The sequence below is a fragment of the Microbulbifer sp. CNSA002 genome (assembly GCF_047324085.1).
Taxonomy (GTDB): Bacteria; Pseudomonadota; Gammaproteobacteria; order Pseudomonadales; family Cellvibrionaceae; genus Microbulbifer.
Map to the genome: position 1 here is coordinate 1343278 of NZ_CP172449.1, position 23396 is coordinate 1366673.

Genomic DNA, 23396 nt, shown 5'->3' on the forward strand with positions numbered 1-23396 from the left:
GGGCCCAAGAGGCCTCTTTGTTTTTGGGGGAGAGAAGGACGATTATTTATGTATAAGCTATGTGTTTATATTCCCGAGTCTCACTTGGAAGCGGTAAAGCAAGCGCTATTTTCCGTGGGGGCTGGGCGTATTGGTGACTACGATAGTTGTTGTTGGCAAGTCCTGGGAGAGGGGCAGTTCAGGCCGCTGGATGGGAGTCAGCCATTTATTGGTCAGTCGGGACAGGTCGAGACTGTAATGGAATACCGTGTGGAGATGGTCTGTGCCGATGAGCTGGTGGATGCTGCTCTCAATGCAATGCGAGCAGCCCACCCCTATGAAGAACCGGCGTTTGACCTCTGGCGATTGGATGATCGCTGCAGTAGTGCCGGCTTAAATAAAGCAGAGGTCTCTTAAAGGCTATCGAGTACCTTTTGTCGTTCGTGGCTTTTTTGCTCGATCGCTTTCGCATCTTCCAGTAATTTTGAAACACTGGTGTGATGGGTCGGCAGTTTATTTTCGGCGGGGCTACTGTCTTCAACGATCGAGTCGGATCTCAACTCAATAGGGTCATTGGCAGTGACTGTATTTAGAGGCTTGACGCGGTGAATACGCACGTGAGAATCCAACCCCTCCGGCACGGTGTCTGAGAAGTGCCAGTTCCCATCTTTATCTTTCCAGGTAAAAACCTCAGATGTTTGCTTGTCAGAATCCCCTTGAGATACAAGCCCGCTGGAAGTTGCCAACTCTTCAATTTTTGACACTGATTCCTGGGTGGTTTCGCGCACACTTTGCATAGCTCGCTCACCGGTTTCGCGAATCGCTGAAATATCCGGTTTTTGTGGCAGCCAGTCGGAGGGTGACATAATGGGTTTGCCATCTGGGCCCGGTAAGATCATAGGCAGGACAATGCCTACCAGTAACAAGGCACCGAGCATTGGAAAGTATTTCATGCAAACATCCTTTTAATGCAGGGTCATTAACTAACTAAGTAAAGTGGTTTACAGCTTTCGATTGATGACACCGCGGTGTAACTGGTATTGCCCGATACGGGTATCTTCGAAATAGTGCTCCAAAGTGCGGTGCATGATGGGAAATGCAATCTCCCTCCAGGGAATTTCGTCTTCGCGAAATAGCTCAACTTCGAGCGATTCAGGCCCGGGTCCGAAATTCATATCGGTCAATTCACCCCGGTACATCATGTAGACCTGATTGATATGGGGAATATCGTAGACGGAGTAGAGCTCGTCCACGCGGATACTGGCCCGGGCTTCCTCCCAGGACTCCCGCAAGGCGCCCTCTTCGCTAGTTTCGCCACTCTCCATAAACCCGGCAGGCAGAGTCCAGAGCCCCAGGCGCGGCTGTATGGCGCGCTTGCACAGCATCACCTTGTCGCCAACGTAAGGGACAACCCCGACAATAACACGGGGGTTGATGTAGTAAATGGCGCCGCAACTGCCACAGATGTGGCGGGGGCGGTCATCGCCCTTGGGAATGGAAAGTGTTACGGCGTTACTGCCGCATTGGCTGCAAAATTTCATGGCGTCAGTATACCCATGCGAGATTTGAGCGCCAGCTTCCGGACCGGTTGACGCCTATAGTTGTTAGTGATGTTGAAGTATAAAGGCGGTATCTACCCTGCGATGGCGCGTTTTTTTCTGCTCGGACTAGCGCTCCTTGCCCTTTGCGCCTGTGGTGGTAAAGGCGAAGAGGAAAAGGCGCCACCTCCCCCGCCAGTAGAAGTACTGGTTGTTAGGGAGGAGCCTGTTATCCCCCGCTTTGAATTCGTCGGACGGGTAGAGGCAACTGATGAATATCAAGTCCGCCCACGTGTACAAGGATATATCCAGAGTCGCAATTTTACCGAGGGGGAAACCGTCCAGAAAGGGCAGTTACTGTTTGAAATTGACCCGCGCCCTTTTATTGCCGAACTGGCGAATCAGCGCGCCACTCTGGAACAATCCCAAGCCTCCCTGAGAGTTGCTGAACGGAACTTCCAGCGTGGCCGACGTTTGGTGGCCACAGGGGCTATCAGTCAGGTACAGATGGATGAGCTTGAAGGTAATTTTGAGGAAGCGGAATCCCAAGTCGATGCCAATCGCGCCAAAGTTCAAAGCGCTGAGCTGGATCTTTCTTATACCAAAGTTTACGCGCCACTCACTGGAAGAATCGGGCGTACAGAATTTCCAGTGGGTTCCCTGGTAGGGCCAAGCACCGATCCCCTGGCCACCATAGTAAAAATGGATCCCATTTATGTGCTCTTTGAAGTGCCAGAAGAGCAACTTTATGCGGTGCAGGTGGATTCCCAGCGGCGGCAGCGAGAGGGTTTAAGTCCCACTCGCCTGGATGTCCGCATTGAGTTACCCGACGGCAATTACTACCCCCATAAGGGCAAAATCGTATTTATCGATAATCAGATCGATCCCAATACCGGATCGGTAGCGGTGCGCTCCCTGTTTCCCAATCCAGGCCAACTATTAGTACAGGGCCAGTTTGCCCGAGTTTCCATAAGCGTCTACACCGGCAATGACGCCCTGAGGCCGCTGGTACCCCAGTCAGCGGTCATGGAGGATATGCAGGGGCGTTATGTCTTTGTTTTGGGCAAAGATAATATTGCGGAGAAGCGCTACCTGACCTTGGGGCAGAGGGAAGGGGAGTTGTGGGCTGTAGATCGCGGGCTTGTCGCCGGTGAATCTGTAATCGTTAATGGTTTACAGAGGGTTGTCGCAGGGAAGCCGGTGACGCCGCAAAACACCCCTAGAAACCCCTACGATGTTGAAGCGCCACCAGCCCCTCCCGCTGAGCAAAGTAGTAGTTCTGCGGCGAAATCTGGCTCTACAGACAGTCAAGGGGAGAGAGAACTACCGGTAATTGATGGGGAAGCGGCACCAGCAAGCCCTGAATCTGAGGGGCATGACGATGACTACAAATAGCTGTCGCTGCCCATGATTAGCGCCTTTTGTATCCGGCGGCCACGATTCGCCTTTGTTATTTCCATATTGATCACCCTCGCTGGGATACTCTCCTTGCCACAATTACCGGTGTCGCAATTCCCTGAAATAACGCCACCGACCATCAATGTCGCCGCCACGTTTGCCGGTGCCAGCGCCGAAGTAGTGCGCGATAGTGTGGCTGTGCCGATTGAGTCGCAAGTTAATGGTGTGGAGGGCATGGATTATATGTCTTCCACCAGTGGCAATGATGGCTCCTACAGTCTCACGGTGACATTCAAGCCTGGCTACGACGATGACATCGCCCAGGTTAATGTTCAGAACCGGGTGGAGCAGGCCACTCCCCAGCTACCTGAGGATGTGAAAAGAGATGGGGTGGTAGTTTCCAAGCAGAGCACCACGCTGTTACTAGTAGTCAATTTGTTCTCCCCAGATGAAAAGTTTGATGAATTATTTCTGGCAAATTACGCCGAGATTTATTTAAAAGATGAATTGGCGCGGGTGCTGGGGGTGAGCAGTGTTGTTATTTTTGGCTCGCGCAATTACGCCATGCGCCTCTGGCTCGACCCCAACCGGATGGCCTCGTTAGATGTGACCGCCCAGGATGTTATCTCTGCTGTGCAGGCACAGAACGTAGAGGTAGCCGCCGGTCAGATCGGGGCGCCACCGATCCGCCAAGATCAGCAGTTCCAATACAATATTTTGGTGCAGGGGCGCTTGGTATCTCCCAGCGAATTTGAGGACATCACCATCCGCGCCAAGCCCGATGGGGCCATGGTAAAAGTCAGGGATGTGGCGAGGGTGGAGCTGGGAAGTGAATCTTACTCTTCCTATGGGCAATTGGATAACCAGGCTTCAGCAGTGATAGGGGTGTACCAGCTGCCCGAGGCAAATGCGATCGAAGTGGCCGATGGCATAAAGGCCAAGGTTGCTGAGTTGTCGAAGCGCTTCCCGGATGGGCTGGAAGCGGAGATTCTCTACGACACCACATTATTTGTAGAGGCCTCAATTAAAGAGGTTGTGGAAACACTGATTATTGCCCTGATACTGGTAATCCTGGTGGTTTTTTTGTTTCTGCAGGATTGGCGCTCTACGCTGGTACCAGCCATTGCTATTCCCGTATCCCTGATAGGCACCTTTGCCTTAATGCTGGCATTTGGGATGACGATTAACACCATCACATTGTTTGCCTTAATCCTTGCGATCGGCATAGTGGTAGATGATGCGATTATCGTGGTGGAAAACACCCAGCGGTTAATGGCTGATGGCCTCCCGCCAAAGGAAGCCGCGCTGGAATCCATGCGTGAAGTTACCGGCCCCGTTATTGCTACGACCCTTGTTTTGTTTGCAGTTTTTGTCCCGGTAATGTTGATGCCGGGAATTACGGGAAAAATGTATCAGCAGTTTGCTGTCACCATTTCAATGGCGGTGGCCATTTCCTCCCTGAATGCACTGACACTAAGTCCGGCTCTCTGTGCCAGCTTGTTAAAGCCGAGTAAAGACGGGGAAGTTGCCGGTATTAAGGAGACCGGTATTTTTGGTTTCTTTAATAAAGCTCTGCATATTTCTACAGGTTTTTATGTGGGAATGGTGAGGGCTTGTATCAAAATACCGCTTATCGGTATCGCCTCAATTATTCTGATTTTATTATTCTGTTATTTGCTCTTTACCCGAATCCCCACCGGTTTTATTCCCGATGAAGATCAGGGCACGTTTATGTTGCACGTGCAGTTGCCTGATGGATCTTCCCTGGAGCGAACCGGACCCATTGTCAATCAAGTGACCGATGTTCTAATGGAAGAGCCAGGTATGGCTCATGTGGTTGGTGTGCCCGGTTACAACCTGCTTACCAGCAGTGTTTCTTCCAACACGGCAATGATGTTTGCTGTGCTAAAACCCTGGGATGACCGCACGAATAGAGAAGATAGCCAGTTTGCCATTATGGATCGGGTACAGAAAAAATTATCTGCAATTCCCGATGCGCAAGTGCTGCCGTTTGTCATTCCACCACTTCCGGGTATTGGCACTGTTGGTGGATTTGAATTTGTACTCGAAGATCTACAGGGGCGTAGTATTACTGAATTGTCACAGGTCTTGTTTGACCTGCTGGGCAATGCCAATCAGCGCAGTGAAATCTCTCAGGCCTTTACCAGTTTTCAGGCCGCTACACCGCAGCTTGAATTAAAAGTAGATAAAGAAAAATCGCATGTGCTTGGGGTCCCCCTGCCGGATGTGTATTTAACGTTGCAAACCTTTTTGGGGGGCTATTACATCAATGACTTTAACCTATATGGAAAGGTCTTTCGGGTAATCGCTCAAGCCGATGCACAATTTCGCGATAAAGAGGAAAATCTGGCTGGCTTTTATGTTCGTGCCAATAGTGGCGGTTTGGTACCGCTGACTTCTATCTCAACTATTACCCCGGTGGTCGCGCCACAAACAATAACCCGTTACAACTTATATAACAGCGTCACTATCAATGGATCACCGGCACCGGGGTATTCCAGTGGCCAGGCAATGGATGCTATGGAAGACTTGGCATCAAAGTTGCCAGAAGGTTATGGATACGAGTGGACGGGCATCAGCTTACAGGAGGTGACCGCGGGTAATCTGGCCCCAATCCTGTTCTCTTTGGCCGTTATATTTGTCTACTTGTTTTTGGTCGCCCAATATGAGAGCTGGACTATCCCCTTTGCAGTGATGTTGTGCGTCCCCATTGCGATTGGTGGCGCTATGTTTACGGTATTTATCGCGGGGTCTATCAATAATCTCTACACACAGATCGGTTTGGTATTACTGATTGGGATGGCAGCAAAGAGTGCGATTCTGATAGTAGAGTTTGCCTGCGTGGAACGCGATAAGGGTCGGTCTATTGCGGATGCGGCTCTGTCGGCCACGCGCCTGCGATTCCGCGCGGTATTAATGACGGCCATGTCCTTTATTTTAGGGGTAATTCCACTACTGGTCGCCACCGGTGCTGGCGCAGTGAGCAGGGTTTCCCTGGGGCTGGTGGTCTTTGGCGGTATGTTGGCTGCGAGTCTCTTCGCAACTTTGCTAGTGCCTGTGTATTACGCCTTGGTGCAAACGGTGCGGGAAAAGCTGAAAGGGGGCTATACCCCCAAAATTGATGAGGATAAGACCGCGAATGGTGGGTCTGAATCCACCTGAGCCAAGCTGTTGATTGTGTGGTAGGGTGGTAAGTCACAAATGGATATTGTGGCATATCGCTCAGTGTTACCGCTGAAAAACGGTATGATGAATGTTATGGAGCCCCCGCAGCGATCGGGGCAGGGCACAGATTTATGCTAGAGATTATTGAACAGAAAATCGTAGGGCAAATTGAGGACTTGGAAGCAAGGGTTCCGGCAGGACCTGACCTGCAAGGCCATGCCGCAGTATTGATTGCCCTGACAGAAGAGCCGGACCCTCAAGTAATTCTAACTAAGCGCTCTGCAAATCTCTCCACACATTCCGGTGAAGTTTCTCTCCCTGGGGGGCGCTGGGATGCCACAGACCCATCGCTTCAATTTACCGCCTTGCGTGAGGCGGAAGAAGAAGTCAGCCTACCTATGGATGACGTGCGCGTACTCGGCCCCCTTTGGCCGCGGACTACCCGCTGGCAGGTACATGTGACTCCTTGGGTAGGTATAATTTCACCGGATATCCAATTATTCCCAAATCCAGGAGAATTGGATGCGGTATTTCGAGTCCCCCTGTCTTTCTTTCTTGCTGACCCGCGTATTCGCACTGATCGTATTATTATTGATAACCAGGAAATATACCTTCCGGCGTATATGTATGAAGATTATGAAATCTGGGGCTTTACTGCAGGGGTATTAACCGAATTTTTAGTAAAAATATTAGGGGCATCAATAGGGCGTCGCGATGATGTGCCGCTGCGTGCACTTAATTAGCTCGGCTTACTAAATAGGATTTATTTTTATTTTTGGGGAGGCTTAGGTATTGGCTCACCTAAGTCATCCCAAGCATCGATTAATATTTTCATTATTTTTCCGGCATCCGGGTCGGCGCTGAGGATTGGGAAATCAGGGTCTTCAGGAAGTTTAACTTCTTCTCCTCGTCGACATTCGATTAACCAGTTGTCATCGACTTTAACGAGTTTGTCCCGGTACTCTCCAACAGCAGAAATGCGATAGCCGGATCGTGTTGCTATGATTTCTACGGTCGTTGCTTTCCCTGAGGCGGATTGCCCATCTTCAGAAATAAAATGTAGGGGGGAGCTTGTAATATGCCGGCTTCCCAACTTGCTGTGAACCGCTGCGTAGCGCTCCAGTTTTTCTCTTCCTCGAATCATAATATTGCCGTGCTCAAATCGGCCATTGGGTGTAAATAATGAAGCCCAACCTCGGGCATCATTACTGTCGATAGTTAATGTATAACGGGCGAGTAGATCACTAATCGCTAGTCGATCTTTTAGCTGTTGAATCTCATCCATTTCTTCACCTTAACCTTTATCGCCAGTAGCTATTGAAGAGGATAGTTTCTAGTGATGGTTTTTGGGGGCGCACCTAGGATATTAATAGAGTATTAATCAAAACCCGTTATCTAACCCCAAATCCTGCAAGTAACCTTGAGAGAATTATTAATAAAATCGGGAAGTGTTTGTTTGTGTAAAGTGAAGTAATACCAAGCCCTAAAATCCTTTGTCGTTTGGCGACTATTTCACGATTTGAGCTAATGGTGGGATTTATTTGAGACGTAAGTACTAGATATACTGTAAGGTTCTTATATCCTTAATTTTTCTTATTATATACGTTATTGGATTGCTTGAATGAGATCTCTCTCTTTTTTCTGTGTGTTGCTGGGAATCGGATTAATCCAGGCTTGTGCAATGTCCACTGTACCTCCTAAGTATCAGGGACAATGGGCTGGAACCGAGGAATCCTGTAACGCTTCTTCATCGGCCGACTCGATGACTCTGGCAGGTAGTCGTATTCAATTTACGGAGTCTTCAGGCCAGTTGATGTCTGCTAGCCAAAGTGATGGCAATCTTCATCTGGTTTTCAATATGCAAGGTGAAGGAGAAGCTTGGAAGTCAGAGGAGGTGTACTCTCTGACATCTGGCGGAAAGGTACTAGTGCGTTATACCCAGGATTCTACGTTTAAGTACTTTCGCTGCAATTGATTGGAATTGAAGCCTGCTGAAAATAGTTGAAAAATAATAAGATAAAAATCATAGAGCCCTCCACTCCTCAAGCTTACAGTTCAGAATATGGAATCTGAGGGCGTGGAGGCTGGGCTAGCACTGAGAATAGAACTCAGTCGTTTAAATGACTGGAGCTTGCAGCTCTGGTCATTTAAATGTGGATTTGCTTGGTAAAATATCTACTCGGTCCAAACGTCAATTTTGCCTTGCATTTCTTTGTGAAATGGATAAGCCCCTCCTTGTACCTATTGAATTAGTAGGCTATCTGTAGCTCCTTGTAAAATGACAAGTTCGTCATTGCTAAAGTTTGAGATGGAAGTCTATTCGGATGGCTATAAGGTTAACTTGATGGTTTTAAATAGACTAAGCCGGCTTCTACCATTAATTTTTACTACAGGTTTGTAATTCGGATTTAATAGCCTTAATAAAAGTCTGTACTTTTGTTGGCGGCCTTTTGGAAAACAGATGCATATAATGAATGGGTGCAGCGGCAACAGATGTTATTGGACAAAGTGTGCCGTTAGCCACTTTTTTTCGAGCGATAATATCGGGCAACCTGGCAATCCCAATTCCGGCTTCGGTTAACTGTACTATATCGTGTAGGGAGTTACAGCGAACCTTAGGCGTGGCTTTTACCTGAATCCCACTTTTCAATTCATACTTTAATGGCATGCCCTGCCAATCATTAGCGATATGCGGCCAATTTTGTAGTTCAGTAAGGTCGGAGGGAATGCCACATAGCTTTTCAATAAGCTGTGGGCTGGCGTAGAGACTTTCTCCTAACAATCCTAGTTTTGAAACTTTTGCCGATTGAAGTGCAAGACTGCCTACGCGAATGGCCAGGTCTACCTGCGATTCAATCAAATCCATGGGTGAGTCATTGGCTAACAGTCTGATTCTCAGTTGCGGGTGCTGCTCGGCCAGCTTAATGATTGCAGGAATAATTACTGGCTCGCACAGTGCGTGAGGCGCTGTTACCGATAGGGAGCCCGCCAATTTGTCGCCGCTATTCCTAAGACCCGCTATTGCTGAGTTATAAATATCTTTGATCTCCCGGCAATGGGCGTAAAACTCTGAGCCGGCCTCGGTGAGAGATAGGGAGCGGGTACTGCGGTAAAGCAAGCGGGTGCCGATATCAGACTCCAACCGGGTAACTGCTTGGCTTACTGCCGATTTGGTGCGCTCCAGGCGGTCGGCTGCCAGTGTGAAGCTGCGCGCCTCTACAACGGCTAGGAATACCTGCATATCCTCCAGGCTTGGCTTCATTGTTTAATTTTCCTAAACACTAATATCAATTAATGGATGTTTATCACAACCATGGCTATGGGGCAATCTATAGGCACAAGGTCGTTACCTATTACAGAAGAGGATTTTGATATGAGCGACATTCTGATTGAGAAAACAAAAGCTGCCAGTGAACAGTGGAAGTCTTACTTCAATAGTGGCAATGCAGCTGGGTGTGCATCCATGTATGAAGAGCAGGCTCAGATGACTGCCAAACCCTTTGGCCAGTTCGAAGGTCGAAAGAATATACAAGCTTTCTGGCAAAATCTGGTAGATCAGGGTTTTGCAGATGTGACCTATATTGGCGCAAAAATTGAAGTAGTGGATGAAGTCTCAACCGTACTCTCAAGTAATTGGAAAATGAACAACGCAGAAGGTGTCATCACTCGTGAGCTCTGGGTCCTACAGAAGGACGGTACTATGCTACTGCGTGATGACCAGTTCGAAGCTATAAATCCTAGCGAAAAGTAAGGGTGCTAGCCGTGAGTGAATTTTGGAATAGCTTTACCCGTGAGAAAACGGACGAGCAATATAACCCTACGTTGTGGACCCGCCGCCTTCCAACCGATCTGCTGCTGCCTTCTCATGCTGAGTTTACTGGCAGCCGTAGCTCGGCATACCGCAACGCGATTAAGGGCGGTTTGCAAACTGTCAATTTTGGGGAAGGTGATTTAGCTGGCTCGATGGATGTTTTCAGGTCAGACGAAGTTGCTGAGGATGCACCGGTCGTAATTTATATTCACGGTGGCTGGTGGCAGTGGTTTTCAAAAGAGCAGTTTTCTTTTCTGGCCGAGCCTTTTAATAAAGAGGGATTTGCGGTCTATATGCCGGGTTACCGTATGGCCCCGGATTGGGAAAATGATACTCCAATGGAGTCTATTGTCTCCCAGGTACAATGGGCAGTGGCGAGCGTGCTGAAAGAGGCCGATGAAAAAGGGGCTCCATCTGTCTACATCGTAGGGCATTCGGCAGGTGGCCAACTGGTAGCACTGCTGCATCAGACGGACTGGAGTCAATTTGGCGTACCGGCATCTGCTCAAAGTAAGTTTAAAGGTGCATTTTCCCTAGCGGGACTATTTGACATTCGCCCACTGGTTAATAGTTTTGTCAATGACGCCATTAATATGTCGATGGAATCCGCCGAAAAGGTAAGCCCCCAGCTGGTAGAGCCTGGTATTGACACAACTGAATGCCCGCTACATTTAATTGTGCCTGAATTTGATACGCCAGAGTTTTTTCGGCAGACCAAAGAGTATCAGGAGAAAATGCTAAAAATGGATAACCCCTGTTATTTCAAATTAGCGAACAATCGGGATCATCTTGACCTGATAGAAAAGTTGGTAGATGACCGTGACGAAGTTTTAACTTATATGCTGGAGCATATGAAAGACTAGCAACGATTTATTGCTTTGTGTCTTAGGCAGGTCTGCAATGATGTTTTGTGATTTGGTGGCTTAAGCTGTAGCCTTGACGAAATCATTAGTGTCACGGCCTGCCAGAGGGGTGTGAGGATAGGTGCTTCTAGGTATTACTTTGAGGCGGCGCTTTAGAGACAAGCGTCTATATAAGTTCTATTGACGAATTATAATGGGCGCCTGTTTTCTCCTCCTGGATAGATTATGCCGAGACCCAAATCCACTGTCTCTTTGGATGAGGTGCACTGGGGTGCACTCAAAACTCTCTTTCCCTACTTATTGGAGTTTCGCCGCGCCGTCGTCTTGGCGATCCTCTGCCTGATTGGCGCCAAGGTTGCGGGTGTTACCCTGCCATTTTTGCTCAAACATATTGTCGATGACCTGGATAGTGCTGGGGGTATGGCCCAGGCAGTGGCGTTACCTTTGGGGCTGCTGTTGGCCTATGGGGCTGTGCGCCTTTCCAGCACTCTGTTTGGCGAACTGCGAGACACGATTTTTGGCCGTGTCACTGAGCGGGCCCAGCGCCGGATCGGGCTGGAAGTGTTCCAGCATTTGCACAAGCTGGACCTGGATTTTCACCTGAACCGCCGTACCGGTGGGCTCTCGCGAGATATTGAGCGGGGCAATAGCGGCATCGGGTTCCTGATGCGGTTTATGGTCTTCAATATCGTACCCACGCTGGTAGAGATAGCTATGGTGGCGGGGTTGCTCTGGTGGAATTACAGCGGGTTATTTGCGCTATTAGTGCTGGCCGCAGTGATTATTTATATCGGCTTTTCTGTGGTAGCCACTGAATGGCGTACGCGCTTTGTCAGGGAGTTGAATGAGGCGGAGTCACAGGCCAGTAGCCGTGCAGTTGATAGTCTGCTCAACTATGAGACCGTTAAATACTTTGCCAATGAGCGACATGAATCCGGTCACTATGACCGGGAGCTGGCCAGTTGGGAGAAGGCCCGGCGTAAGAACAGGCTGTCCTTGTTTGGCCTAAATAGTGGCCAGGCGCTGATTATTGCCAGCGCAATGTGTGCAGCAATGGTTCTTGCCGCGGTAGGAGTCACCAAAGGCACTATGACCATCGGTGACTTCGTATTGGTGAATGCCTTTATGATGCAGATCTTTATACCGCTAAATTTCCTCGGCTTTGTGTACCGGGAGATGAAGGGGGCGCTGGCAAATATTGAGAAGATGTTCTCTTTACTGGCGGTAAAACCCGCTGTGGAAGATCTTCCCCAGGCGGGGCCCCTCACCGTGATGGAAGGCCGAATTGAGTTTGATAACGTCCAATTTGGCTACAAAGATAATCGCCAGATCCTCAAAGGTATCAGCTTTGTTGTGGAACCACGGCAAAAAGTGGCAATTGTTGGCGCTAGCGGTGCAGGTAAGTCCACCCTCTTTAAGCTCCTGTTTCGTTTCTATGACGCTAACAGCGGTTCCATTTCCATCGATGGCCAGGATATTCGCAGTGTTTCCCAGGAGTCGCTGCGCAGGGCTATTGGTGTTGTGCCTCAGGATGCAGTGTTGTTCAACCAGTCGATCCGGGACAACGTGCGTTACGGACGTGTAGATGCCTCAGATACTGAGGTGGATGAGGCGATCCGTCACGCTCAGCTGGAAGGCTTTGTTCAGCAACTGCCAGAGGGGGCCGATACCCTGGTGGGGGAGCGGGGTCTCAAATTGTCCGGAGGGGAAAAGCAGCGGGTTGCTATCGCTCGGGCCCTGTTGAAAAAGCCTCCGATTATGATCTTTGACGAAGCGACCTCATCTCTCGACAGCCACTCAGAGCAGGGCATAGTGGCATCTCTGCAGGATATTGCCCGCGAGCAGACATCATTAGTGATCGCTCACCGCCTCTCCACAATTGTGGATGCGGACTGCATTCTGGTAATGGATCAGGGCGGAATAGTCGAGCAGGGAGCCCACCGGGAATTGATGCAGGCTGATGGACACTACGCGGCCCTCTGGCGTATGCAGCAACAGGAGCGTGGAACTGAGACCCAAGCAGCCGAGGTGCCTACGCCATGACGGTTGATAAATCCCTACAGCCAGACTAATGTGGCGCCGATACAAAAAAATGATAGGCAGAGCGATATGACCATTCCTTTTCAGGCTACCAAGATAGCGGCAGCAGTGTTGGCACTGGCCCTTGTTGGCGCTTGTTCCAAAAAAGAGCAGCAGCCCGAAGAAGTTGCCAAAGCGGAAGCTGAGGCTCAGATTGTAGAGTCCAAGACTGTACCTGTGCCCTCAGGCCAAAAGGTAGAAGATGCGGATAAGCGTTTTGATATCTATGTACCGGTTGAGCTCACTGCAAATCTAAGCGGTCTCTCCGACAACCAGCGCAAAATGATTGGCCTGCTGATTGATGCCAGCCAGATTATGGATCGCTTGTTCTGGTTGCAATCCTACGGCCCAGCTGAGGAATTGCTGCCGGATATTGAAGACAACCGCGCTCGTAAGTTTGCCGATATCAACTATGGCCCCTGGGATCGCCTTAACGACAATAAGCCGTTTATTGTTGGTTATGGAGATAAGCCCCTGGGTGCTAACTTCTACCCAGCGGATATGACCCGCGAAGAGTTCGAGAAATGGGACCAGGCAGGAAAAGACGGCTTGTACTCGCTGGTACGCCGCAATGAGTCTGGCAGTCTCGAACTGGTGCCTTACAACGAAGCCTACAATGCGGACCTGAATAAGGCGGCCAGCATTCTGCGCCAGGCAGCTGAATTGGCTGAGAGCAAGGAATTTGCTAACTACCTCACTATGCGTGCCGATGCACTTCTCTCCGATAATTTCCGCCCCAGTGATATGGCCTGGATGGATATGAAGGAGAATGATATCGATGTGGTTATTGGTCCTATTGAAAACTATGAAGACCAGCTGTTTGCCTATCGTACCGCTTATGAGTCCTACGTCCTGCTGAAAGACAAAGAGTGGAGTAAAAAACTGGCCAAGTTTGCCGCTCTGCTGCCCGAGCTGCAGAAGGGTTTGCCGGTTGAGGAAAAATACAAATCTGAAGAGCCCGGTACTGATTCAGACTTGAATGCCTACGATGTACTCTTCTACGCCGGCCACAGTAATGCTGGCTCCAAGACTATCGCCATTAACCTTCCCAATGATGAGGAAGTACAGCTGGCCAAAGGCACTCGACGTTTGCAGCTGAAGAATGCAATGCAGGCCAAGTTTGACAAGATCCTGGTGCCGATCAGCGATGTATTGATCGCAGAAGATCAGCGCAAGAATATTACCTTCCCGGCTTTCTTTGCCAACACCATGTTCCACGAAGTGGCCCACGGTTTGGGAATTAAAAAGACCGTAGAAGGCGGCAATAATGTTCGCCAGGCTTTGAAGGAAACCTCCTCCGCCCTGGAAGAAGGTAAGGCTGATATCCTCGGTCTGTACATGGTTACCCGCTTGCATGAAAAAGGTGAGTTGGAAGAGGGCCAGTTGATGGATAACTATGTCACCTTCTTGGCGGGTATCTTCCGCAGCGTACGTTTTGGTGCGGCCAGTGCCCACGGTAAAGCCAACATGATGCGCTTTAACTACTTTAAGGAGCAGGGTGCCTTCACTCGCGATCCCAAGACTGGTCAATACAGTGTTGATTTTGAAAAGATGCAACAGGCGATGACCAACTTGTCTCGTTTAATCATTACTATTCAGGGTGATGGCGATTACGAGAAAGCCAAATCATTGCTGGAGACCAAAGGCGTAATTGGCCCTGAACTGCAGGCTGATTTGGATCGCTTGGCCGAGGCCAATATTCCGGTTGACGTTACCTTTATTCAGGGTAAAGAAGTACTCGGTTTGAAGTAATTTTCTTACCTTTTGTTTAAAAAACCCGGCACCCGCCGGGTTTTTTTGTGCCCCTAAACTTTATCCCCGCACGATTTGTAATTTTCCCCGCTGATTGCAGCTTAGTACTTTAAGTACTTTTTCTTATGGCGGAATTAATAGTCACGTCCAAACTAAGGAGGCGGTCTGTATCCCGGGCAAGGAAATCCAACTCTTATACACAATTGATAGAGGTTTTACATGGATATTAAACAGTCAGTTATTAAGTCATTAATATTAGGCGTAATGGGGCTATTTACAGCGTCATACTCTTTTGTAGCTTCAGCTCAGGTATCCTGTGGTGATGTTATTACAACCGCCGAAGTGCTTACACAGGATTTATCCTGTGACCTTACTGCTGCTGAGCCAGATGCCCTTACGATAGTTGGTCCTGAAGGTAGTTTGAGTATGGGAGATTTTTCTGTGACCTGTGATACAGGTGCGGGATTTGGCGGTGCTGGAATACGTATCCTGGGTCAAGGTGCGGTGTTGACTGGCGGCACCATTAATGAATGTTTTGACAATATTTTTATAGGCGGTGTGGGTTATCACACGGTGGTCGGAACTGAGCTAGTTGGTAGTGTTGACGATGGTATTGATATTGACAGTATCTTTAACAATATTAGTGGATGCATAATCACTGATAGTGGTCGAGTAGGTGTTGATATGGATGATGATTTTAATACTCTCTCTTCTTGTGTTGTATCGCTCAGTGTCTCTGATGGAATTCAGGTAGATGATAGCTTTTCAAATGTGTTCAATAATATATCTACATCCAATGGTGGAGCAGGAATTCTAATCGAGGGCTCATCCAGTAATATAATCTCCCAAAATTTAATAGCAAGTAATGATGGTGGAGGTATCGTTTTGGAATTCACGAGTTCGACTAATAATGTCATAACTGGAAATTTCTCTGAACTTAATCTTTCCTTTGATTTATATGATACGGTTGACCCCGATTGTAGTGGCACCAACACTTGGTACGCTAATGTTGCCATTACTAAAAGTCCAAGCTGCCTGGATTGAATTTTTTGGCGATTTTCGAAACTTACTAAAAAGGGAGAAGGAAAGAATACACTGCGCTCGGGACCCTATGAGGCATGGATGCCGATTAGGAGCTTACAGGGATGTATTCACTGCGTGTCTCGAGTGCGGTGTATTCTTTCCTTCCACCCCAGTAGTAAGTTGTGTCTCTTAGGCGATTCAATTGAATAGTGAGAGCTAACCTAAACTTGAGCCGCCTTTTGGTTTCTTTAAGTTTGTGAGGCGATTCAAAAAAAATAGCTGTTTGTGATGAGGCATTGATGGCTATGAACCGTAGTGTTGTTAATGCACAATAAATTTGATGCTATATTCTAATTGTTTGGCGGTTAAGCGGTATAATTGAAGCTCCCAATTGATCAATATAATTCAACTATAACAATGGATTAATTATGTCTCGTGTTCTGTACTCGGGTACTAAAAATGCATCCACTTGGGCCTTTAGGGCTTGGTTGGCATTGCGTGAACAGGAAGTTCAATTTGAGGAAGTGGTTGTAGATATTCGCCGGCCACAGCGATTCCAGAATTTACAGCGTATAGGAGAGCTATCCCCTGCGAGATCAGTACCCGTACTGGAAGAGGGGGAGATGATTATTTTTGATTCCTTGGCCATTATGGAATATGCCAATGATATTGGTTCTGGTGAACTGTTACCTCAAGATCCATTGATGCGGGCCCGAGCCCGGGCCATGCTTAGCTGGCAACATTCTGGGTTGTCCGGGTTGTGTCCACGTCTTTCCTTTGAAAGTGCATTTTATCCAGATAAACGTCTAATGACCCCTGAAGAAGAGATGGATGCGGAGCGCTTATTTGCCGCTTGGGAAGGAGAGCTTGAGCAAAATGGTGGCCCTTATTTGATGGGTGCTTTGTCCCTGGCAGATTTAGCCTTTGTGCCAACAGTGATAAGAATTTTCTCCCACGCCCCAAATTTGCAGCCCTGGCCGCTTACTAAACAGTGGATAGACCGGTTGCTGGGGCGTGACAGCGTAAAAGAGTGGATGTCAGAGGCCACTGAACTGCCGCCGGTAGTACTGTCGGATTATCGGTAGGGACTAACTTCCGCAGAGATCAGGATTTTTTTAGTGACTAAACCCGTTAGGTGAAGCTGTACCAGCTTCACCTTTTTTACTATTAGTGGCGTAAATTAATCGGAAAAAGAAGCAGGGTACGTATTTTTTATCGTGAGAAAGTTTCAAGCGCAATCACTGGCTAATAGTGATGCCAATGAGGTCTAAACTGTGCTGGGTTAACCAGTGCGCCAGTTGATGTTTGAGGCGATCAATTTATCAAATATTAAGGATAATATTTAGATCAATGAAAAGATTAGCCTTTAGTCTATGTTTCTTGTTGAGTAGTGGGGTACAGGCATCGTGCCACTTGGAAGAATATGAACGCTTTATCAATACTCAAAGCTTGGTAATGCTTGAAGCATCCGTGAAACTATTTGAGGAGGATAAGGAGAAGTTTAAAATCATTAAACCGTTTGTAAAATTGGAAGTGCGCAATAACAAGCTTAAAGTTTATGTGGCGAAGAAGTTGAGTGAGAAGGAATCCACCGTTCTTAACTTTGAAGGCCCTATTGCGAATTACGTTCCCAGCGTATCCGTGCAAATTATGCCGGATGGCTCCATACGGGATAAGGTTGATTTGGCGATGTCTGATGATGTTTTTTATCGCACAGAGAAAACTGCCATGGCGCCACTGCAAAGTTTATATATGTTTAACGAGGGAATGAATGCAGCGGAAAAGAGAAAATTCACACATGCAAGAAACTCCCTGAGTAAGCATATGGAGACCATTGAACAATTTTCATATATGAAAAGAGCTTTCACAATGCGTCTTGAAAATGTTTGTCCGCTAAATAGCTAAATATCTAGACGTTCATGCTGCTGTTTGAAATAAAAACTATAGCTTTGTTCCTGGCTACGGCGCTTGCAGAGATAATAGGCTGCTACACAGCTTACTTGTGGTTAAAGCAGGGTGAAAGTATTTGGTTGCTAGTGCCAGGTGGTATTAGTTTGGCAATATTTGCTTGGCTTTTGACATTACATCCGGCCCCTGCGGGTCGGGTGTATGCGGCGTATGGGGGAATTTATATTTTTACTTCAATAATGTGGTTGTGGCTGGTTAATGGCGTTAAGCCCACCATTTGGGATGTGAGCGGTGCCGCTGTAGCAATGCTGGGTATGGCTATTATTATGTTTTCACCGAGGCAGATGATCAATTAGATTTGATAAATCTACGCCCTTATTTAAGGGTGACTTTGTGATTAATCCTTAAGGCTAATAAATTCTTGGATCGCGTAAATATCTTACAGTTTATTAAGCCAGCTGATAATTGCTTCGTGTTCAATATTTCCAATGGTCGATATGCTTGGGTGGCTTCTATTGGGAATTTTCACCAAATTAATATTTGATTGATCTAAAGCTATATAATTACCATAGGGTGCAATTAGATCCGAGGGGGAGGATATTAGCAGTATGGGGAGCTTGGAAGAATAGAGAAGGGGAAGTATATTGGTATCACTCGGTTCAATACCAGACTGCTCCAGAGCCAGATTTGCTCCTTTTCGAATTTTATTTTCGGGTATAACCCGGCTAAGTATGGGATGATTGAGCCTACCGTAGTTATACACGGCTTGATCAAAAGGGACCATTGGGGCAAGTAAAATAATTCCATTTAAGTCAGATCTCATGGCTGAGATATAGAGAGCCGTTAAGGCTCCCATAGAGTTTCCTACGATATATAAGGGCTTGTCCTTGATGTCCCCTTTACTGATTAGTGCATCAATAAGTTTATTGATGATTTCACTATCTCCTACACCATATTTTTTGGTGCTATTCGATTCCCCGTGACCAAGGAGGTCCGGAGCTACAACTTGAAATCCAAGAAAGCGAAAGTATTGAGCAGAAAATAACATGAACTCTTTTGATGATCGGAACCCATGTAATAAAATCACTGTTCCAGAATATTTTTCTTTCAGTGCATCTTTTGGTAAATCAAGTTTAACGGTGCTTTCTTTGCCGTCGGTGTCATATTTGACTGAGTAATGAATGCCGTCTTTAGATGAAGCAGGAGCGTGATAATACCTGATGTATTCTTTGCTTTTTTCTATATCATAGCTGCCTTTTTTAAACCCTAAGTCTTTAATTTGTTCTTGGGTTATTGTCTCATTGAAAGGAAAGCTTTCAGATTTTTCAATAAGTTTAGCAATTCTCTGAGAGAAGCTGGATACGCTAAAGCATGTGCTAATGACAGCAAATATCGTATTTAGTTTAATTGCATTTTTCACTGGCCGTTGATATCCAATGGACCTAATCGTATAGAGAAGGATATCTTGTTGCGATTAGGTTTGGCTGGAATTGGTGCCAATATAGCCAGTTCCTGAAAATGGTAATTTATTTAGAGAGGCTAGGCGAAATCCCTCTAATGCTGGCAGGAGAGAACACCTTGTTTCTTTAGAGCTTGTTCGATCGTGCCAAATAAATGCTCGCCGAGTGTACTTTTTGTCTTAAATCAACAAGAGTGACGGCAAAATCAAAATTTGAGAAATTAGATTTTAATCTCTGTGGGCTGCGTGATACTTTATGCGCCACTATAGCTACATAGATGCGATTGCTGTATTTATGTACAGTATTGAGCTGTATAAGGCAAGAGATGAATATTTCCCTAGAGGTTGTGCAAGAACTGGCCCCAGACCAGGCTTCTTTAAACGCAGCCAAAAAACTGTTGAAGCCGGCTAAATGGCCTTTGCGCGGTAAAGCGGCTTCTGTAAATTGTATATGGGGGCAATGCCAAGGGTCGGGGGCCAATCCCTATTACACCATGGCAGATACAGTAGATCACGGTTACAAGTGTACCTGCCCCTCACGTAAGTTTCCCTGCAAGCATGTTCTAGCCCTTTTGTGGCAATTCGCCGACGGCCCGGATGACTTTATTGAGACTGAAACACCGGAGTGGGTAGTGGAGTGGTTGGGGCGGCGGCGTAAGAGTAAGCCTGAAGCCCAAGCTGAGACAAAAGCTTCTACCAATAAAAACATTCACGGTATTTCTGAGGAAACCTCGGAAAGTAAAGAGGCGCAGAAAAAAAAGGAAGCGGCCAGGGCTAAGCGGGCAGGGCAGACACGCGCTAAAACCAACAAGAGTATCGCCACTGGACTAGGTGAATTCCAGCAGTGGGTTGAGGATCAATTGCGTACTGGCATGGTGGGATTTCTCAAGGAACTTCGCCAGCGCTGCCGCTATATCTCTGCGCGCTTAGTGGATGCCAAAGCTGCCGGCCTGGCATCCAGGGTTGATGAGCTTCCAGCCAAGGCCCTGGGGCTTGCACCACAGAAACAGGCGGAAGTGGTATTCAAGGAGCTGGGGCAATTAATGTTACTCAGCAGTGCTTGGCTAACCGATGAGGAAGATGTGGATGCTCGCAGAGCTATTGCCGTTGCCGAGAACCGTGACCAGGTCTTGGAAAACCCAGCCAGCCTCAGGCAAAGGGGCATTTGGCAGAATGTAGGAGAGAAAGTGAGCACCCGCCGCGATGGTTTGGTGAGCCACGCTTCCTGGTTGCTCAAGCTTGATAGTAATACCCCAGTATTTGCCCTGTTGTTGGATCACTATCCGGCTTCTGCGGGGCGCCGGGAGGTGGGAATTGGTATCGGCGCCAGTGTAGAAGGGGAGTTGGTTTTTTATCCCGGTCGCATGCCCCTGAGAGCTTTCCCTGTGGAGTTTAAAGTCGTGCAGGATGGTGTGAATCAGAGATGGCCAGCCCAGCAAGAGAGCGTGTTCTCCCACTACCAAAAGCAGCTGTCTCAGCAACCCTGGATAGAGCAGGTACCGCACCTTCTTGAAGGGGGGCGTCTACTGCGCTGTGCCAACGGCCATTACTGGTGGCGCTGCTCGAGTGGTCAGCAAACGCTACCGCTCAACAATGAACAGATTCCTTCTCTATTACTGGGTTCAAAATTACAGGCGGCGTTTATTTTGTGGGATGGAAGCAGTGCTGAACTGCACAGCGCGCGGACAGATGAGTGGGGGACAATCGCATGCTAACGCCTGAGAAAATCCAGGAAGAGCAGTTGTTGGTAGAGCGCCTACAGCAGCGTTGGATGGTGGGCAGTGATTTGCCCTTAGAGCTCGACGCCCTACCTGAGTCCTGGCGTCCATTGTTTGAAGGCCTGGAAGAGGAGCGCTTGGCATCAGCGGCGGTAGCGCTTCTCAGCCAGCATCAAAGCGCACTCTACCAGCCCCAGGCTCCAGCAGAATTACGCGAATTTCCCTTGTTGCCCGAGTTGAATAAGCCCGTGCTTCCCTACCCAATGCGGGCCCATTTTCGTCGTGTCACTGAAAGCGTTCAGTCCCGCTCTATGGAGCAAACCGGATTGCTCCTGAAGTTGCTGTTACAGCGGGGATTTATTGCCCATCCTGCGGACTGGCTTCCCTCAAGTAATGATGAAGGCTTGCCGGAAGTATATCTTCCCTGGTCACAATGGGCCGCGAATGAGCGGGGTAGTATTGATAATACTGAAGTGTTAACTGAGGAAAACTGGGATGATTGGTATCCTGCCAGTCGCCTGGCAAAGCTCAGGGAGTTGCGCTTCAGTAAACCCGCCGCCGCTTTAAATTTGATCCAGACCTGCGCCGGGCGTGAACCCGCTGATAAACGTTTAAGGATCGTGCGAGTTCTTGCTATCCGGCTGAGTGAGTCCGATGGGGAATATTTACAGTCCCTGCTTAAAGATCGTTCACAAAAGGTGGCGCGTCTTGCCAATCAGTATTTATCCCGATTGGGATTGTCATCGGAACTTGAATCCAATACTCAGGAAGAGTCTTCTGCGCAGGAATTGGCTGAGTTTTACGAATTAAAAAAAGTGGGCTTGGTAAAGAAGCAGTTGCAACTATTGCCCCGCAAGCTCAAGAGCAAAAAACAGCAAGCCATTCGCTCGGAATTTTTGCAGAAGGTATCTCTACAAAGCCTTGCGGAAGCACTGGGTATCACCGTGACTGACTTAGCTGGGGCTTGGCAGCTCGATAAAAATCGCGATTATGACAACCACAGTTTTGTTACCAATGCGGTAGATACTTTGCCAGATAAGGCTATTGCCCTGTTGGTCACCAATATTGAGAGCTACCTGGATACCGGTGAGGCCGGTATGTCTCTCTTACACAGTTTATTGCCGCGTCTTGAACAGTCCCGCCGTGCCGAATTGATGTTTGGACTTTTGCGCAATAAAAAGGCCAAAGTGGATTTTCAAGAATTACTCAAGTTTTTGCCCGAACCGTTAACGGAGCTTTCCTGGGATGATTTGAAAAAAACGTCGCCCTGGAAGGCACTGTTAAAGCTTGTTGTCGAGGAGTTAAGTGAGAGTGGTTATTTGCAGTCTATTTATCTCCAGCGGGAGTTGACCGCGTTGGGCTTGATGTTACCCAGAGAGACCGCTCGACAGTTACTGGAAGCGCTTTTTGAGCAGGGCGTGCTACGGGCAGACCCCGCAACCGACTGTCTTCGATTTAATAGCGAGCTTGCCGGCGTGGATGGGCTTTAGTCCATACACCCAACACAGATTTAATTTTAAGACCGATCGTTGTCCGGCAAAATTCATAAAACAAGCAGTGAATTTACGGGCAGGTAAAACAAAAGGATTCCCCATGAGTGACGTACTTCGTCAACCCGCTGAAATTACCTATCAATCAGAACTGGATGCCTTAAAAGCAGAAGACACCGGCAAAAAACCAGAGAACTGGAGCCTGTCTCCGCAGGCAGTCGTGAAGTACTTGATGGGCGGCACAACGGCTGAAGGTACTGAGATCAGTGCAAAATATATCGGCAACCGCCGCCTGATTGAAACTGCTGTTGCCACCCTCGCCACCGATCGAGCACTGCTGTTACTCGGTGTGCCGGGTACGGCAAAGTCCTGGGTATCTGAACACTTGTCTGCGGCGATCTGTGGCAACAGTACCCGTGTGATCCAGTGTACGGCGGGCACCGACGAAAACCAGATTCGCTATGGCTGGAACTACGCTCAGCTACTGGCAAAGGGCCCCAGCAAAGAAGCCCTGGTGCCAACGCCTTTATATCGCGCTATGGAACAGGGTACCTTGTGTCGTTTGGAAGAGCTGACTCGTATGGGTTCTGATGTTCAGGATACATTGATTACTGTGCTTTCAGAGAAAATGTTGCCGATCCCCGAGTTGAATGATGCGGTTTATGCGCAGCGCGGTTTTAATGTGATTGCAACAGCCAATAACCGCGATAAGGGTGTTAATGAATTATCCTCTGCACTAAAACGACGTTTCAATGTTGTGGTATTGCCGCTGCCCGATGATATGAATGAGGAGGTCAGTATTATTTCTCGCCGCGTGGCAGAAATGGGTGAGAGCCTGGAGTTGCCAGTGCCGGCAAATGCCGGCGAAGAGATCGAGAAGATAGTGACCATTTTCCGCGAGCTGCGCGGCGGTGAAACACTGGATGGAAAAATAACCCTGAAAACACCGTCCGGTAACTTGTCTACGGCTGAGGCAATTGCGGTAATGGTGGGTGGATTGAGCCAGGCGAACTGGTTTGGCGATGGTAAATTCAGTGCAGAAGAGCTTTCCAGTAATTTGGTCGGCGCCATTGTCAAAGATCCAGTGCAGGATAAAGCTGTATTGGAGGAGTATTTGGAAACGGTCCTGAAAAAGCGCCGTGACTTTGCCGGTTACTACCACACCATGAACGAAGTACTGTAAGGGATATCC

General features: G+C 48.1%; 21 protein-coding genes. 16 read left to right on the forward strand and 5 right to left on the reverse strand.

Features of this window, described 5'->3' with window-relative positions:
• Nucleotides 1–48: 48 nt before the first annotated feature.
• Nucleotides 49–396: an NGG1p interacting factor NIF3 gene (locus ACG1BZ_RS05970; protein WP_413664811.1), complete on the forward strand. Its 348-nt coding sequence runs from the start codon at nucleotides 49–51 to the stop codon at nucleotides 394–396.
• On the opposite strand, the gene ACG1BZ_RS05975 is transcribed toward ACG1BZ_RS05970, so the two are convergent.
• Both ACG1BZ_RS05975 and ACG1BZ_RS05980 read right to left on the reverse strand, forming a co-directional pair.
• On the reverse strand, nucleotides 393–932 hold the full coding sequence (locus ACG1BZ_RS05975) for a DUF4124 domain-containing protein (protein ID WP_413664812.1): 540 nt from the start codon (nucleotides 930–932) through the stop codon (nucleotides 393–395). The two genes, ACG1BZ_RS05970 and ACG1BZ_RS05975, sit on opposite strands and share 4 nt — an antisense overlap.
• A gap of 48 nt (nucleotides 933–980) precedes the next feature.
• On the reverse strand, nucleotides 981–1520 hold the full coding sequence (locus ACG1BZ_RS05980; protein ID WP_413664813.1) for an NUDIX hydrolase: 540 nt from the start codon (nucleotides 1518–1520) through the stop codon (nucleotides 981–983).
• 69 nt (nucleotides 1521–1589) lie between these two features.
• On the opposite strand from ACG1BZ_RS05980, the gene ACG1BZ_RS05985 reads away from it, so the two are divergent.
• From ACG1BZ_RS05985 to ACG1BZ_RS05995, 3 genes are all read left to right on the forward strand, one after another.
• Entirely contained in the window at nucleotides 1590–2912 is a 1323-nt protein-coding gene (locus tag ACG1BZ_RS05985) for an efflux RND transporter periplasmic adaptor subunit (protein WP_413664814.1), read from the forward strand.
• Nucleotides 2913–2924: 12 nt separating this feature from the next.
• On the forward strand, nucleotides 2925–6098 hold the full coding sequence (locus ACG1BZ_RS05990; protein WP_413664815.1) for an efflux RND transporter permease subunit: 3174 nt from the start codon (nucleotides 2925–2927) through the stop codon (nucleotides 6096–6098).
• Between the two features lie 134 nt (nucleotides 6099–6232).
• Nucleotides 6233–6844 carry a CoA pyrophosphatase gene (locus tag ACG1BZ_RS05995; protein ID WP_413664816.1) on the forward strand — a complete coding sequence of 204 codons (612 nt, stop codon included), beginning with the start codon at nucleotides 6233–6235 and terminating at the stop codon, nucleotides 6842–6844.
• Nucleotides 6845–6870: 26 nt separating this feature from the next.
• Here ACG1BZ_RS05995 and ACG1BZ_RS06000 read toward each other — a convergent pair whose 3' ends face one another.
• The gene (locus ACG1BZ_RS06000; RefSeq protein WP_413664817.1) at nucleotides 6871–7386 is read right to left on the reverse strand and encodes a nuclear transport factor 2 family protein; all 516 of its coding nucleotides are present in this window, start codon (nucleotides 7384–7386) and stop codon (nucleotides 6871–6873) included.
• A gap of 396 nt (nucleotides 7387–7782) precedes the next feature.
• On the opposite strand from ACG1BZ_RS06000, the gene ACG1BZ_RS06005 reads away from it, so the two are divergent.
• A complete protein-coding gene (locus ACG1BZ_RS06005; RefSeq protein ID WP_413664818.1) occupies nucleotides 7783–8076 on the forward strand; it encodes a hypothetical protein in 294 nt (97 codons plus the stop codon).
• A 402-nt stretch (nucleotides 8077–8478) separates the two neighbouring features.
• Here the strand turns inward: ACG1BZ_RS06005 and ACG1BZ_RS06010 are convergent, their stop codons facing one another.
• Nucleotides 8479–9363, reverse strand: a complete 885-nt coding sequence (locus ACG1BZ_RS06010) for a LysR family transcriptional regulator (RefSeq protein WP_413664819.1) — start codon at nucleotides 9361–9363, stop codon at nucleotides 8479–8481.
• Nucleotides 9364–9474: 111 nt separating this feature from the next.
• Here ACG1BZ_RS06010 and ACG1BZ_RS06015 point away from each other — a divergent pair, with 111 nt between their 5' ends.
• The 8 genes from ACG1BZ_RS06015 (at nucleotide 9475) to ACG1BZ_RS06050 (ending at nucleotide 17893) form a co-directional block, all read left to right on the forward strand.
• Complete coding sequence (locus ACG1BZ_RS06015; RefSeq protein ID WP_413664820.1) at nucleotides 9475–9852, forward strand: isochorismatase; 378 nt, start codon at nucleotides 9475–9477, stop codon at nucleotides 9850–9852.
• Nucleotides 9853–9863: 11 nt separating this feature from the next.
• Nucleotides 9864–10775, forward strand: a complete 912-nt coding sequence (locus ACG1BZ_RS06020) for an alpha/beta hydrolase (protein WP_413664821.1) — start codon at nucleotides 9864–9866, stop codon at nucleotides 10773–10775.
• Between the two features lie 225 nt (nucleotides 10776–11000).
• The gene (locus ACG1BZ_RS06025; protein WP_413664822.1) at nucleotides 11001–12818 is read left to right on the forward strand and encodes an ABCB family ABC transporter ATP-binding protein/permease; all 1818 of its coding nucleotides are present in this window, start codon (nucleotides 11001–11003) and stop codon (nucleotides 12816–12818) included.
• A 66-nt stretch (nucleotides 12819–12884) separates the two neighbouring features.
• Nucleotides 12885–14606 (forward strand): dipeptidyl-peptidase 3 family protein, encoded by a 1722-nt coding sequence (locus ACG1BZ_RS06030; protein ID WP_282931726.1) that lies wholly within the window; start codon nucleotides 12885–12887, stop codon nucleotides 14604–14606.
• A gap of 219 nt (nucleotides 14607–14825) precedes the next feature.
• Nucleotides 14826–15650: a right-handed parallel beta-helix repeat-containing protein gene (locus ACG1BZ_RS06035; protein ID WP_282931727.1), complete on the forward strand. Its 825-nt coding sequence runs from the start codon at nucleotides 14826–14828 to the stop codon at nucleotides 15648–15650.
• Nucleotides 15651–16057: 407 nt separating this feature from the next.
• A complete protein-coding gene (locus tag ACG1BZ_RS06040; RefSeq protein ID WP_413664823.1) occupies nucleotides 16058–16714 on the forward strand; it encodes a glutathione S-transferase family protein in 657 nt (218 codons plus the stop codon).
• 328 nt (nucleotides 16715–17042) lie between these two features.
• Nucleotides 17043–17534 carry a hypothetical protein gene (locus ACG1BZ_RS06045; protein WP_413664824.1) on the forward strand — a complete coding sequence of 164 codons (492 nt, stop codon included), beginning with the start codon at nucleotides 17043–17045 and terminating at the stop codon, nucleotides 17532–17534.
• 14 nt (nucleotides 17535–17548) lie between these two features.
• Nucleotides 17549–17893 (forward strand): YnfA family protein, encoded by a 345-nt coding sequence (locus ACG1BZ_RS06050; RefSeq protein WP_413664825.1) that lies wholly within the window; start codon nucleotides 17549–17551, stop codon nucleotides 17891–17893.
• Between the two features lie 83 nt (nucleotides 17894–17976).
• Here ACG1BZ_RS06050 and ACG1BZ_RS06055 read toward each other — a convergent pair whose 3' ends face one another.
• Nucleotides 17977–18957: an alpha/beta hydrolase family protein gene (locus tag ACG1BZ_RS06055; RefSeq protein WP_413664826.1), complete on the reverse strand. Its 981-nt coding sequence runs from the start codon at nucleotides 18955–18957 to the stop codon at nucleotides 17977–17979.
• 365 nt (nucleotides 18958–19322) lie between these two features.
• Here ACG1BZ_RS06055 and ACG1BZ_RS06060 point away from each other — a divergent pair, with 365 nt between their 5' ends.
• The 3 genes from ACG1BZ_RS06060 (at nucleotide 19323) to ACG1BZ_RS06070 (ending at nucleotide 23387) form a co-directional block, all read left to right on the forward strand.
• Nucleotides 19323–20711, forward strand: a complete 1389-nt coding sequence (locus ACG1BZ_RS06060) for an SWIM zinc finger family protein (protein ID WP_413664827.1) — start codon at nucleotides 19323–19325, stop codon at nucleotides 20709–20711.
• Nucleotides 20705–22204 carry a DUF5691 domain-containing protein gene (locus tag ACG1BZ_RS06065; RefSeq protein ID WP_413664828.1) on the forward strand — a complete coding sequence of 500 codons (1500 nt, stop codon included), beginning with the start codon at nucleotides 20705–20707 and terminating at the stop codon, nucleotides 22202–22204. The genes ACG1BZ_RS06060 and ACG1BZ_RS06065 overlap by 7 nt, the downstream gene beginning before the upstream one ends.
• A gap of 103 nt (nucleotides 22205–22307) precedes the next feature.
• On the forward strand, nucleotides 22308–23387 hold the full coding sequence (locus ACG1BZ_RS06070; RefSeq protein ID WP_413664829.1) for an ATP-binding protein: 1080 nt from the start codon (nucleotides 22308–22310) through the stop codon (nucleotides 23385–23387).
• Nucleotides 23388–23396: the final 9 nt, after the last annotated feature.

Excerpts from the sequence above, each read along its gene's own strand:
- ACG1BZ_RS05970 (WP_413664811.1), top strand. The coding sequence starts at position 49 with ATGTATAAGCTATGTGTTTATATTCCCGAGTCTCACTTGGAAGCGGTA.
- ACG1BZ_RS05975 (WP_413664812.1), bottom strand. The coding sequence starts at position 932 with ATGAAATACTTTCCAATGCTCGGTGCCTTGTTACTGGTAGGCATTGTC.
- ACG1BZ_RS05980 (WP_413664813.1), bottom strand. The coding sequence starts at position 1,520 with ATGAAATTTTGCAGCCAATGCGGCAGTAACGCCGTAACACTTTCCATT.
- ACG1BZ_RS05985 (WP_413664814.1), top strand. The coding sequence starts at position 1,590 with ATGTTGAAGTATAAAGGCGGTATCTACCCTGCGATGGCGCGTTTTTTT.
- ACG1BZ_RS05990 (WP_413664815.1), top strand. The coding sequence starts at position 2,925 with ATGATTAGCGCCTTTTGTATCCGGCGGCCACGATTCGCCTTTGTTATT.
- ACG1BZ_RS05995 (WP_413664816.1), top strand. The coding sequence starts at position 6,233 with ATGCTAGAGATTATTGAACAGAAAATCGTAGGGCAAATTGAGGACTTG.
- ACG1BZ_RS06000 (WP_413664817.1), bottom strand. The coding sequence starts at position 7,386 with ATGGATGAGATTCAACAGCTAAAAGATCGACTAGCGATTAGTGATCTA.
- ACG1BZ_RS06005 (WP_413664818.1), top strand. The coding sequence starts at position 7,783 with ATGTCCACTGTACCTCCTAAGTATCAGGGACAATGGGCTGGAACCGAG.
- ACG1BZ_RS06010 (WP_413664819.1), bottom strand. The coding sequence starts at position 9,363 with ATGAAGCCAAGCCTGGAGGATATGCAGGTATTCCTAGCCGTTGTAGAG.
- ACG1BZ_RS06015 (WP_413664820.1), top strand. The coding sequence starts at position 9,475 with ATGAGCGACATTCTGATTGAGAAAACAAAAGCTGCCAGTGAACAGTGG.
- ACG1BZ_RS06025 (WP_413664822.1), top strand. The coding sequence starts at position 11,001 with ATGCCGAGACCCAAATCCACTGTCTCTTTGGATGAGGTGCACTGGGGT.
- ACG1BZ_RS06030 (WP_282931726.1), top strand. The coding sequence starts at position 12,885 with ATGACCATTCCTTTTCAGGCTACCAAGATAGCGGCAGCAGTGTTGGCA.
- ACG1BZ_RS06035 (WP_282931727.1), top strand. The coding sequence starts at position 14,826 with ATGGATATTAAACAGTCAGTTATTAAGTCATTAATATTAGGCGTAATG.
- ACG1BZ_RS06040 (WP_413664823.1), top strand. The coding sequence starts at position 16,058 with ATGTCTCGTGTTCTGTACTCGGGTACTAAAAATGCATCCACTTGGGCC.
- ACG1BZ_RS06050 (WP_413664825.1), top strand. The coding sequence starts at position 17,549 with ATGCTGCTGTTTGAAATAAAAACTATAGCTTTGTTCCTGGCTACGGCG.
- ACG1BZ_RS06060 (WP_413664827.1), top strand. The coding sequence starts at position 19,323 with ATGAATATTTCCCTAGAGGTTGTGCAAGAACTGGCCCCAGACCAGGCT.
- ACG1BZ_RS06065 (WP_413664828.1), top strand. The coding sequence starts at position 20,705 with ATGCTAACGCCTGAGAAAATCCAGGAAGAGCAGTTGTTGGTAGAGCGC.
- ACG1BZ_RS06070 (WP_413664829.1), top strand. The coding sequence starts at position 22,308 with ATGAGTGACGTACTTCGTCAACCCGCTGAAATTACCTATCAATCAGAA.